We start from the raw sequence: 13,134 nt of genomic DNA, 5'->3' as shown, positions 1-13,134 counted from the left end.
TACAAATTATTTTTTCCTTTCAATTTGTAAATCCTGTTCCTGTTCCTCCAAAATAATATCTATCCCTCGCGTATCAAAGAATATCGCTTCCACACGACGATTGCGAGCATGTTCTAAGCGATCGCGTCCTGGTGTTTTTAGTTTGCGTTCACCAAAGGAACGAATTGTCATGCGTTCGGGAGCGATTCCCTGTTTAATTAGGTAATTTCGCGCATTTCTCGCTCTTCTTCTCGCTAAATCCATATTATAAGCATCGCTAGCACGGGAATCTGTATGTCCCTGAAGTTCGATAACGATGGTAGGATATTGTTTTAAAACATCGGCAATTTGATCTAAAACCTTACCACTTTCCTGACTAATAAAGTCCCTATCTAGTGCGAAGTGAATATTTGTGGGAACACGTATACGAATGGGTTGGGGTGGTTCCGGTGGTAATTCTGGTGGTAATTCTGGAGTGGGTTGGGGTGGTTCCGGTGGTTGAAGTTGGGTTAAACAGTTGGGTATGGTGTCTGGTGTAAGGGGTTGGTTGAGGTCAGGGTTGAGATTAATGGTATTAGGGGAATTTTCCAGACTGCGAATCATCGCATAATCAGCAGGTTCAGATGTCCCAAAATCGCGATGGGTTGCGATCGCGCTGATTATATCTCCTGGTTGTAGTCCGGTAAATTTGGCCGTAAATTTACCTTTATCATCTGCTTTGACAAGGGTAATAATGCGATGCAAAGCATGATGTCGCACTTGATAGATGTGGACTTGGGAATTGGGTTCAGTGGTTCCGTCGATAGCAACTTGATTATTAATCAGGAAAAACTCCCGACTCAGAAATTCCGGTGCATTAATTGCTGCATTTCCCGTATCTAAACGACGGTTAGGGGAAGTTCTGCGGGGATTTTTTCCATCACCCCGTTGAAAGTCCTGTACATCTACGTGTCCCCGTGTATTCAAATCGATACTTAATCCTTCTAAATTGGCAAATTGATTATTCTCAATCACATTTCCTATAGAAGCACCATTAGTGAAGGAACCTCCGTTAGGAAATGCGGTGACAACAACTCCAGCAGCAGTTTGATGACTAATTTCATTATTTAGGACTTGATGGTCATTACCCATTAAATAAATTGCTGCACGACGTAAGCGTCTACCATTATATTTAATTTGGTTATGTTGGATTTTGACTGCACCATCGGGTTTAAATAGAAATATTCCACTACCATCATTTCCACACATTAAATTACCTTGAATTAAGGTCCGATTAACTTTTCCTTCTAAACGGATTGCATCTGGCATTCCCGCAATTCCGTTTCCCATGATCATATTTTCTTTTATTTGAGTCCCTTCGGCATTTATTCCTGTAATAATCCCACTACCATCGTGGTGAGAAATACGATTATTACGAATAATTGTGTCAATTCCATTAAATACAGATACTCCAAAAGCTGATGTAGTATCTGGCATTTTTTCATCGGGTGTAATTCCCAACCAATTATGTTCAATTATCACGTTTCTTGGTGGTTGCGAATTCACTGCGGAATTTGAGTTATTTGCAATGGGACGAGGTGCAAAATTTGTCGATGCAGAAGCAATAAAAATATCTGCGGGAGGGGTTGTTGCTGTAGTTTGGTGACGGGAAGTAAATCCATATAAACTTAAACCGCGAATTGTGATGTTATCTGCGGTAATTGTCAAACCTCGAAATATTTCTTTATTGGCTGCGGGTGTAATACTAATTAGGGGTTTAGCGATACTTCCCTCAACGTTGGGAATGGCATTTTTAACTGTGGTCGCTGGATTATAACCGGGTTGGGTAGTACCATCAATAATCAGATTTGGTCTGGAAATAGTGGGTAATATGGTTTGTAGTTGAATCCTTGTTTCTGGGTTAGGTAGGTTAAAGGCAATGATGGATGGTTGGTTATTAGGAAGGGTTTCAATTTGATTTTTTTCTGCTGGACTAAGTTGATTGAGATTGAGTTCTCCGTTAATAAATAATATGGCTTCCCGGAAGGTCAGAAAGCTATCAGGATTTACTTCACCATCTTGATGACTATTAACTGTAATTTTGTAACTTGTGTGCATTGAAGATGATGTATTGACCTGGGCTAAACTGTAAGCAGGAGTAGTAACAATTAATAGGATACTGCTCAGGAATGATTTAAATATCTGTACTTGATAATTATGTATATTTTTCGGCTTATATTTAAAACTTTTGGCAGTTTCAGCAAAAAAACTAATCATTATATCTAACTCCTCAAAAATGGCAGAAAAAACATAATTTGTAATTTGTAATAACCTACGGTAAGGCTGCACTTACGTAATTTGTAATTGATTAGTTATCATCAGGACTTACGCAACTGGAACATTTTCGACAGAAGCCTCACATTGGCTTAATTTAGACGCAACAGTTATAAATCAACTCAAATTTAAAGGTATGTGTCAGTTGACCTGATGTTGTGACGCTTGCATAAGTCATAAGAATATAAAGTTGATCAATCAACCTTTGTCAGCTTTGACATCACATTTAGCGATGTATATCAGTTGCTATTATTTTGTGACGCTTACGTAATTCCTAGTAATTACGAATTACGAATTACGAATTATCAAGCATGGAACCGATGCACAGAATTAATCCATAATCTTTGCTAACAAATAGCACTCACCCTCGTCAGGAGAGAAATTACTGGTATTGATTAATCAGCATCTATCAAAAGCAATATTTTCAGAACATATTCAGAAAATTCCGGAAACTATTTCAGGACTTACGCAAACAAGATTTGTCCGCAGCGAGGGAAGCGAGCTACGTAATGACCCAAGTCCTAAATATTTATCTAGGAAACAAAAAATCAATTTTTAGCAAATATATTTTGTTACTTCCCTCCGTATTTATGACGACATTTTCCCTGTGAAGCCAATTATATAAAGGGTTTTATCATACCCGATAAAAATAGTCGGGTATGTTTGACGAGTATTTTTACTCGTGATAGCATCAAGCGACATTGATGGATAAACTAGGGGAGAAAACCATGACACAAGCGATCGCAAAAACAACACAAACCACCACAGGCAACTTTGAAATCCTCAAGTGCAAGGAATGTGGAGCCGAGTACGAACCCAAAGCCTTGCATGTGTGTGAAGTTTGTTTTGGTCCTTTAGAAGTCAAATATGACTACAGCAAATTGCGCTTAAGTGTCAGTCGCGAATCGATTCAAAAAGGTCCCAATTCCATTTGGCGTTACCGTCAATTTCTACCCGTTGCTACCGACAACTACATCGATGTCGGTACGGGTATGACTCCCCTAGTCAAATCCCAACGTCTCGCCCGGCGTTTAGGCTTAAAAAACCTGTATATTAAAAATGACGCGGTGAATATGCCCACCCTCAGTTTCAAAGACCGGGTGGTGTCCGTCGCCTTAAGTCGTGCCCGGGAACTAGGATTTACCACCGTATCCTGTGCAAGTACTGGCAACTTGGCAAATTCCACAGCCGCAATCGCAGCCCATGCAGGATTGGATTGTTGTGTATTTATTCCCTCCGACCTAGAAGCGGGAAAAGTCCTGGGAAGCCTCATTTATAGCCCCACCCTCATGGCTGTAAAAGGCAACTACGACCAAGTTAATCGCCTTTGTTCTGAAGTTGCCAACACCCACGGTTGGGGATTTGTGAATATCAACCTCCGTCCCTACTATTCCGAAGGCTCCAAAACCCTCGGCTTTGAAGTCGCTGAACAACTCGGATGGCAATTACCTGACCATATTGTCGCACCTCTGGCATCCGGTTCTCTCTTCACAAAAATTTACAAAGGCTTTCAGGAATTTATTGAAACAGGTTTAGTAGAAGCCAAAAATGTCCGGTTTAGTGGTGCGCAAGCGGAAGGATGTTCCCCCATTGCCGAAGCATTCAAAGAAAAACGGGATTTTATTAAACCAGTGAAACCCAACACAATTGCTAAATCCATTGCCATTGGCAATCCAGCAGATGGTATTTATGCAGTCGAAATTGCCAACAAAACAAACGGTAATATCGAATCAGTCACCGATGCAGAAATCATTGAGGGAATTAAACTATTAGCAGAAACAGAAGGTATATTTACCGAAACCGCAGGAGGTACGACCGTTGCCGTCCTCAAAAAGTTAGTAGAAGCTGGTAAAATTGATCCCGATGAAACCACCGTTGTTTACATCACTGGCAATGGCTTAAAAACCCAAGAAGCGGTTCAAGGTTACATTGGCGAACCTTTAACCATTGAAGCCAAACTAGACAGCTTTGAACAAGCTTTAGAACGTTCTCGCACCCTAGAACGTCTGGAATGGCAACAAGTTCTTGTTTAGGGAATCGGGAATGGGGAGTAGGGAGTAGTAAAGGTTTTTAATCGAAATCCCCTCCTATCCCTTGAGCAATTATTCTCCGTGTAGATGCATAGCGCGGCTTCTCTCACAAGATGTTACAAATCCGGGATTGTCCGTACAACCGACTGTCAATCCCAAATCAGAATCTTCACTATTTCTATCAATCCAAAATCTCAAATCTCAATCTATGTCGATTAAAGTACTCGTTCCCACCGCACTCCAAAAATTTACCAACAACCAAGCTGTACTCGAATGTAGCGGTACAAATATATCAGAACTAATTGAATCGATTGAAAAAGCGTGTCCAGGAATCAAAGAACGTCTGTGCGACGAGAATGGACAACCGCGACGATTTTTGAATTTATACGTCAACAGTGAAGACATCCGCTTTTTAGATGGAGTCACCACAGCCTTAAAAGATGGCGATGAAGTCAGTATCGTTCCTGCGGTAGCTGGTGGTTGATTCGCTTTCAAAATAATTCCCAGAATTTCCCATCAAAGCCGGGATATCTTAATTGTATCTCGGCTGATGGTAATTTGAAACCAGCTTTCCCTATCGTGAGGAAACAGCCAAAAAAATAGCTTATCCTACTCCCTACTCCCCTGGAGACGACCCGACGGGTCGTCTCTACTCCCTATTCACTATGCTTTGAATAACAAGCGATCGCATTCTTGTTCTGCTTGAGCAATTAAATCTTTCCATTCACCCTCTGGAGACCAAATTAAATCCATTGGGTAGCGAGCAGAGGGTTCGGGTGACTTTAAAACATGTTTTTGATAGAGATAAACAAAACAAGAAACCCGCATATTTTTCGCACAATGCACCCAAACCCTTTTCCCTTTCAAAGCCTGCATTATTTGGCAAAATAAAACCAAATCAGCAAATTGGGGATTATTCCAAACTACAGGTAAATGAAAATAAATCATAGCTTGGGATGTCACCAAATAACCTTCATTCGCGATCGCATTCTCACTATTTGGCATTGCTAAATTAATTACCACCTCATAACCATTTGCTGCAATCAACTCCAACTGCGCTGCTGTCGGTTGTCCAGAGGTAGCTAATGTATCATTAACCAGATAATAATTCAGGATTTCATCCATAATTTTGCGTTTGATATCGCTTTTACCTCTTCCGCGACATTCGAGCAGGTGCTACGGGAAGAAAATACCGAAACATCTTTTTCCTTCGAGAGTACAGACGCGACATGTCGTGTCTCTTCCCATTCCCAAAAATGATAATTCAAGTATGAAAAATGACTTTTAAAACAACCTCTCAAGGTGTAAAACATAATAATCCAAAATTCTAATAATGGTTTCCCGACTTGCGATAATGTACCGCAGTCACCCCATCCGGATTTAACACCTTTCCATCATCAACTGTTGCATAAACTAACCAATGGTCTCCCACTTCCATTCTGTCCTTAACGGTACATTCCAAATAAGCCAAAGCACCCATTAAAATTGGTGAACCATTCGCTGCTTCCTGGACTTCCAATCCCGCAAATCGATCTTCCCCTGGTGCAAAGTTTTTCATAAACTGCTTGCGGATTTGTTTACCCTCAGCCAGAATATTAACAACAAAACTGCTACCAGAATGCATCAACGCTTCCAAAGCTCTATCTTTAGCCACCGCGATTGTTAAACCTGGGGGATTAAAACTTGCTTGGGATATCCAGGAAGCCAACATCGCACTAGATATATCTCCCTGTTTTGCAGTGACGACCGTCAGGGAACCCAATATCCTTCCCACAGCTTGCTCAATATTTGTTGCAGGTTGCTGACTCACTACCCGTACTTTGTTAATACGTTTTAATGTTTGAGCAAAATCCGTTCCCGCTTCTTCACATTCCTGTAATACTTTATCATCCGGCTTAAATTTGACACGAATTGGTTCAAACCCAAACCTGTATCCAGCATCTTTGAGTTTCCCTTCCAACAAATCAATTGCTTCCCCACTCCAACCATAGGAACCGAATACCCCTGCTAACTTTGTTTTTGCAGCATTGGCTAAAACAATCCCTAAAGCAGTTTGTACTGGAGTAGGAGCATGTCCTCCCAAAGTTGGTGAACCAATGATAAATCCAGCTGCATTTTCCACCGCAGCTTGAATTTCCTCCGGTTTTGCGACTTCACAATTAATCGACTCCACCCGTACCCCCGCTTTCGTAATCCCGTGGGCGATCGCTTGGGCAACTGTTGCGGTATTCCCGTAGGCAGATGCATAAATTAATGCTACGGTATTTTCCCGTGAAGATTGCTGTTGAATCCAATCCCGGTAAGCTTTAGTTAATTCGATCAAGCCGTATCTAACCATCGGTCCGTGGTTAGGAGCATACATCCGCACCTGTAAATCAGCCAATTTATCCATCGCTGTCTCAATTTGTCGTGCGTGGGGTGCCATTACACACTCAAAATAATAGCGACGGTCTTCTAAAAATGCTTGCCAACCCTCATCAAAAACCTGATCACCACAGATATGGGCTGCAAATAATTTATCAGTGTATAAAATTTCCGTTTGCGGGTCATAGGTACACAGCAAATCGGGATAACGGGGGTTAGGTGTGGGGATAAATTGCAAATAGTGTCCCTGTCCTAAATCTAGGGTTTCTTCCCCCCGTGTCACCAGAATCGGTAAATCCGGATTTTCCAGCGCACCTCGCAAATTAATTGCACCGGGATTGGAACAAACAAAGGTAATTTGGGGAGCAATTTCTAATAAGGCTTTTAAGGTTGCAGCGCGGTTGGGATTAACATGTCCTAAAATTACGTAATCAATCTTGTGAATATCAATCCGTTCCTGTAAAGCTTTGAGAAAAATCTCCGTAAAGGTTTCTCCAGGAGGGTCAATCAAAGCAATTTTATCTGCTTCGATTAAATAACAATTGGCAGTTGTTCCCTTTGCTAAAGCATACTCAACTTCAAACCGTAATCGCGACCAGCTGCGGGAACGAAACACACGGGTTTGAGTTCCTATGGGGTAAACTTGTACGTCACGGGGTTTATTTGTGTTAACCATAACTCACTCGATTTTGGATTTTAGATTTTGGATTTTAATAGCTACGTCAGGTAAGTGTGTTGAATTGGGATTTTAGATTCAGGTTTTTATTTTTGAATTTAATATGTGTTCAGTGGTTGAGTATTTGTTGATTGAGTTTTTATGGAAGTGGAGTGAAATTTTTACAAATAAATACGCCTTCTTAATTAAGTTCTATTTTCTACTGATTTACATTTAAAATCCAAAGTTATTTCCACCACAATATACCTGCATCTCTAACCAGCTAGCGATAAGGGTTAACCAGCAGGTTGATTTTCCTCCTACTCCCCACTCCCTGCAAGTTTGAGGGATTTGTGAGTAATCCGGGTATATCTGGATTTATCACTTTCATAGTCCGTGTTGAATCAATGCTGATATTCAACCTCCATATCCCCTTCAGAAGTAAACTAGGACAAAACGGCTCATCAGTGATTTTAAAACCAGGAGGTAAAGGCAAAACTTTTATTATGTGTAGGGTGAGCGGTCGGGTTTTAAAAAATAGATGTATTAACAGTTAAGTAGTCGGTGATCAAAAACCGTACTATGCAAAGAAAAGTAGGGTCTCCATATGTTAGCTCGTAATTGCGCTACTCTTCTAAAACACTGCGATTATAGCGCTATGAGTGCAACTACAAACAAGTGATAATTCACCGACTTACTTAATTATCATGAAAACCCGACTTCAAGGGATAACCATCGCCATCCTATCCCCGTTCACAGTCAACATTCAACAGTCAACCAACGAATATAAGTCTTAACCAATCCCTCCTAACGACCGTATTCTAATAGTGATTACCCACCTTACGATGGTGAACCGCAGTCACACCCTCTGGTTTCGATACCCGTCCTGCATAAACGGTACAATAAACTATCCAGTGGTCTCCCGCATCCAAGCGACTAGCAACTTCACACTCCATGTAAGCTAGAGCATCGGCTAAAATTGGTGCGCCATTTTCAGCAGGTTGGGTACGCACACCCTCAAAACGATCTGCACCGGGAGCAAATCGCTTGAGAAAATGTTTCATTAACCCCTGATAATTGCCTTCTTCTAAGACATTCAATACAAACTTGTCACCGACTTGCATCAGGGATTCAATTGCCCTATCCTTAGCAACAGCAATGCTAACACCTAATGGTTTAAAACTAGCTTGTGTCACCCACGATGCAAGCATCGCACTTTTGACATCACCTTTTTTGGCGGTAATAATATATAACCCACCGCTAATCCGTCCTAGAGCTTTATCTAAATCTGCACCCAGGGATTTCATTTGCTTGATGCTTTTATCCCGTGTCACCCACTGAGCTAGGTCGGTTCCGGACTCCTCACAGCGTTTATACAAATTATCTGTAGGTGTTTCACGTATTTCAATCACCGGGAACGCGACATGTAAACCTAGGGAACGGAATTTATTGAGCAATGGGTAGGTCGGTTCGTCGTCTCCCCCACCGGTTTCAAATATACCTACTGCTTGCTTTTCTTTGACTGCACCTAAAACAGTACCGAGAGCCGTTTGAGCAGCTTGATTACTTGCAGGTGGCATTCCAATAATTATACCTGCACAACGTCCGACTAATTCCTGAAGCTCTTGCAAATCAACGGTTTTTAGGTCAACCATCTCCGTAGCCACTCCAGTTTTATTGATACCAGTAGCTAAGGCATGGGCTAAATTATCACTGTATCCGTATTCAGAAACGTAGAAAATCCCCACCGTTGTCTCCGCTTTGGTTTGGCTTTGACTCCAGCGACGATAACGACCTGTTAATTCCTGTACATGGTTCCGTAATAATGGTCCATGTCCAGTGGCAATCATTTCTATATGGGTCAATTCATCCATCCGTTTGAGGGCGGATAGGACGGAACGGGCATTGGGTGCCATTAAGCACTCGTAGTAATATTGAAAATCTGGGGAAATAGCTTCTAAATTCGTGTCAAAGGTGTCATCGGAACAGTAGTGTAGACCAAATGCGTCGCAGGTATATAGAATTTGAGTTTTATGGTCAAAGGTAAAAATTGTATCTGGCCAATGTAGATTTGGAGCGATGACAAATTCTAGTTCGTGACCATGACCCAAATCCAATCTATCGCCATTTTTGACAATTTGTCTTTTAAAGGGGGTGTGTACCAAATTTTCTAAAAATTGAATTGCCACCTTCGACCCAACCACGGTAATCTCAGGTGCTATCTGCAACACATCCCTAACTAAACCACTGTGGTCAGGTTCGGTATGGCTAATAATTAAATAATCGATACTTGCTATGTCTATTAAACCTGTGAGGGTATCAAAGTAAAGCTGGCGAAACTTTTCATGGGAAGTATCAACTAACGCCACCTTTTCCCCACGAATCAAAAACGAATTGTAGGTAGTGCCATTCTGCAAACCATACTCGATATCAAAGCGATCGCGATCCCAATCGAGCGATCGCATGGTCGTTGTATCGACTGCTATTTCCTCTACCTGCATTGTTAGGCGTTTCTGGGGTGTCTGGGTAACTGTAACCATGACTCGCCTCCTGGATTCTAAATAAGTATTTATTACCTCTGGTTATATTGTGACACAGATGAAATGTAAATAAATATTAAAAAAACTATCACAGGGTTAAGTAAAACTATTTGACCTCAACAGGGGAGAAATAGGGAGTGGGGAGTAGGGAAAAGGTTTTGATGACGAGAATCCCAGGTAACTTACCCAGAATCACAGCAAAATATAATTTCATTTTTGCCAGGGGATGTAAATTTTCCTTGTGCTAAAAATGAGTCTATTATTTAGAATTGATTCGATCCATGTGACGAGTAACCCTCCCTATCCAACTGTTAGGGTGAGAATAATGTAGTTTTTAAAAACCTCTGTTTTCATTGCGATCGCTGAAATCTTTTCCAGATACACAGTGATCTAAGTTCCTGTGGATCAGGTGTTAATCAGTATAAAAACGTTATTTTCAGACGAAAAACCCCTAATAGCAGGGATTAGCAGTACTAGAGAAATATCCCCAAATTGCGATCGCGAGAATTTTTTCAAAAATCAAACCCGATTCCCATAATAAACTAAACATGCCCCTAATATACTTACTCAGACTAAGTTGACTTCTGTCGTGCTAGTTTGAAAATGATGGGATTACTCCTTTAGTCGTAATCAAAGATAGTACTATCATTGATAGCAACCTAGTATCAGCCACACTTAACATATTATGTCATCGGATTTTAGCGCCATCCAAGCAGCCTATCAGGAATTCCCCAGTTTATTTGCGAGTGTTGTGATTTGTACCGTGAGTGCAGATGGCGTACCCAATGCGAGTTATGCACCATGTATCGTTGATACAGATAAAAAAATTTATACTTATGTCAGTGGACTTTCCACCCACACCCAAAATCTGCAAACTAATCCACAAGCGAGTTTGTTATTTATTGAGGACGAATCCAAAACTCAACAAATATTTGCTCGTCGTCGCTTAACCTATGACTGTACAGCTAGTTTATTTACCCGTGATACCCCGAAATGGGTAGAAATAGACTTGAAATTCGGCGAAAAATTTGGCAACATCATTCAAATTTTTCGTGATTTACCAGATTTCCGGATTTACCAATTCACACCAATTGGTGGTAGATTTGTTGTCGGGTTCGGTGCAGCCTATGATGTGGATAAAAATGATTTGAATCAACTTATTCATGTTAAGGGATGAATTTGAATCGGATACAGGACACAGGATGTTGGGGATATAAGTATACAAAAAACGGTTTATAAAATTCATTCTGAACTAAAATATATATCCTGAAATTCTGGAATTCGAGGAAGAACATTGAAACCCTTCCAATCACTCATCGGACAAGAGCAAGCAGTTGAATTGCTGATGCAAGCTGTAAAAAAAAACCGGGTTGCACCAGCATACCTGTTTGTCGGTGCAGATGGTGTGGGAAAAAGTTTAGCTGCGCGTTGTTTTATCGAATTGTTGTTGGCTGAGGATGAAACTGCTGTTAACAAATTGCGGACAGGAAACCATCCCGATGTATTGTGGGTAGAACCGACCTATTTACATCAAGGACAGAGATTAACAGCACAGGAAGCCATTGAAAAGGGGTTGAAACGGAAAACACCTCCGAGTATCCGACTAGAACAAGTGCGGGAAATTACTCATTTTTTAGCTCGTCCACCCCTACATGCACCGAGGAATATAATTGTAATTGAGCAAGCGGAAACGATGGCTGAAGCAGCTGCAAATGCCTTGCTCAAGACCCTAGAAGAACCAGGTAATGCCACGTTAATTTTAATTGCTCCATCTCCTGATGCAATTTTGCCGACCTTAGTATCTCGGTGTCAACGCATTCCTTTTTACCGCTTATCACCGGATGCGATCGCCCAAGTTTTAGTGCAAACTGGTCACGGAGAAATCCTGCATCATCCAGCGATTCTCAATTTAGCCCAAGGAAGTCCCGGAAATGCGATCGCCTTCTATACACAGTTGCAGAGTATACCAGAAGATTTACTCAATTCTTTAGCCAATATACCAACCACAGTCCGTGGTATGTTGGAAATAGCAAAAACCATTGACAAAACCCTGGATATGGAAGCTCAATTATGGTTAGTTGATTACCTACAGCAAATTTATTGGCAAAATACCCACCAAGGGGCAATTATTCAACAACTAGAAAAAACCCGTAAATATCTGCTGGCTTTCGCTCAAGCCCGTTTAGTCTGGGAATGTACATTGTTACAAATTCAACAATTAGCAGACAGGAGATAGAATACAGGAGACAGGAGAGACTGTTAACTGTTAACTGTTAACTGTTAACATTTAACATTTAACATTTTATTTTAATTTAAATAATCCAAAATCTAAAATCTAAAATCGAATAATCCAAAATCTAAAATCGAATAATCCAAAATCCAAAATCCAAAATCCAAAATCCAAAATTGAATGAATTGCCATCCAGAAACTCTTGCTGCTATTCAAGCTCTAATTGATGTTGTTGCCAAACTGCGTCACCCAGATGACGGATGTCCGTGGGATTTAGCCCAAACACCCCAAAGCCTGACACCCTACATAATCGAAGAAGCCTACGAAACTGTGGATGCGATCGCCAGTGGTGATACTCAGCATATTGCTGAGGAGTTGGGGGATTTACTTCTACAGGTGATTTTACAAGCCCAAATCGCCCAAGAATACCAACAATTTAGTTTACAACAGGTTGCTGAAGGTATTACGAGTAAACTCATCCGTCGTCATCCCCATGTTTTTGGTGCTTCTAGTTTACCGGAGGGTAGTGTCAAAGTTGAAAGTGTAGATGACGTTCTGCAAAATTGGGAAGCCATTAAAGCCGCAGAAAAGGGTGAATCTCCCCAAAAACAGCAACAATTAAGTGATAAACTATCTGGATATGCACGGAAATTACCACCCCTCATGGCAACGATGAAAATATCCCAAAAAGCTGCTGATGTGGGTTTTGAATGGGAAAATATTGACGGAGTTTGGCAAAAGTTCCACGAAGAATTAGGTGAATTTCAACACGCAATTAACCATGAATCTCCCGAACGTCAAGAGGAGGAATTGGGAGATTTATTATTTTCAATCATCCAATTAGCGCGGTGGCAAAATCTTGATCCCAGTGCTGCACTCCGAGGGACAAATCAACGTTTTATCCAGCGCTTGGCAAAAATGGAAACATTTGCTGACCGTCCTTTAGGTGATTATACCCTGAATGAATTGGAAGCCCTTTGGCAACAAGCAAAGACCCATTTAGCAGACCCTAAATAGGTATAG

The 13,134-nt window shown here is 41.0% G+C and carries 9 protein-coding genes; 5 read left to right on the top strand and 4 right to left on the bottom strand.

Translation table 11 applies throughout. The annotated features are described in order from the left end of the window. Positions 1-6: 6 nt before the first annotated feature. The gene (locus tag CDC37_RS10445; RefSeq protein WP_096626077.1) at positions 7-2,235 is read right to left on the bottom strand and encodes an OmpA family protein; all 2,229 of its coding nucleotides are present in this window, start codon (positions 2,233-2,235) and stop codon (positions 7-9) included. A gap of 785 nt (positions 2,236-3,020) precedes the next feature. Here CDC37_RS10445 and thrC point away from each other — a divergent pair. Beyond that, positions 3,021-4,325: a threonine synthase gene (gene thrC, locus CDC37_RS10440; protein ID WP_096621779.1), complete on the top strand. Its 1,305-nt coding sequence runs from the start codon at positions 3,021-3,023 to the stop codon at positions 4,323-4,325. 205 nt (positions 4,326-4,530) lie between these two features. Further along, entirely contained in the window at positions 4,531-4,806 is a 276-nt protein-coding gene (locus CDC37_RS10435; RefSeq protein ID WP_096621778.1) for a MoaD/ThiS family protein, read from the top strand. 179 nt (positions 4,807-4,985) lie between these two features. Here CDC37_RS10435 and CDC37_RS10430 read toward each other — a convergent pair whose 3' ends face one another. The 3 genes from CDC37_RS10430 to CDC37_RS10420 all read right to left on the bottom strand — a co-directional run bounded on the left by CDC37_RS10430 (position 4,986) and on the right by CDC37_RS10420 (position 9,881). Continuing rightward, positions 4,986-5,447, bottom strand: coding sequence for a protein tyrosine phosphatase family protein (locus CDC37_RS10430; RefSeq protein ID WP_096621776.1), 462 nt, complete (start codon positions 5,445-5,447; stop codon positions 4,986-4,988). A gap of 202 nt (positions 5,448-5,649) precedes the next feature. Continuing rightward, positions 5,650-7,362 (bottom strand): diflavin flavoprotein, encoded by a 1,713-nt coding sequence (locus CDC37_RS10425; RefSeq protein WP_096621774.1) that lies wholly within the window; start codon positions 7,360-7,362, stop codon positions 5,650-5,652. A gap of 800 nt (positions 7,363-8,162) precedes the next feature. Next, positions 8,163-9,881, bottom strand: a complete 1,719-nt coding sequence (locus CDC37_RS10420) for a diflavin flavoprotein (protein WP_096621772.1) — start codon at positions 9,879-9,881, stop codon at positions 8,163-8,165. Between the two features lie 685 nt (positions 9,882-10,566). On the opposite strand from CDC37_RS10420, the gene CDC37_RS10415 reads away from it, so the two are divergent. The 3 genes from CDC37_RS10415 (at position 10,567) to mazG (ending at position 13,128) form a co-directional block, all read left to right on the top strand. Further along, positions 10,567-11,058, top strand: a complete 492-nt coding sequence (locus CDC37_RS10415; protein WP_096621771.1) for a HugZ family pyridoxamine 5'-phosphate oxidase — start codon at positions 10,567-10,569, stop codon at positions 11,056-11,058. A 117-nt stretch (positions 11,059-11,175) separates the two neighbouring features. Beyond that, positions 11,176-12,117 carry a DNA polymerase III subunit delta' gene (locus tag CDC37_RS10410; RefSeq protein ID WP_255408918.1) on the top strand — a complete coding sequence of 314 codons (942 nt, stop codon included), beginning with the start codon at positions 11,176-11,178 and terminating at the stop codon, positions 12,115-12,117. A 174-nt stretch (positions 12,118-12,291) separates the two neighbouring features. Further along, positions 12,292-13,128, top strand: a complete 837-nt coding sequence (gene mazG, locus CDC37_RS10405) for a nucleoside triphosphate pyrophosphohydrolase (RefSeq protein WP_096621768.1) — start codon at positions 12,292-12,294, stop codon at positions 13,126-13,128. Positions 13,129-13,134 lie beyond the last annotated feature (6 nt).

Origin of the sequence: Calothrix sp. NIES-3974 (assembly GCF_002368395.1) — a bacterium.
Taxonomy (GTDB): Bacteria; Cyanobacteriota; Cyanobacteriia; order Cyanobacteriales; family Nostocaceae; genus NIES-3974.
Note: the sequence above shows the minus strand (reverse complement) of the source record. Positions and strands in the feature narration are given on the sequence as shown.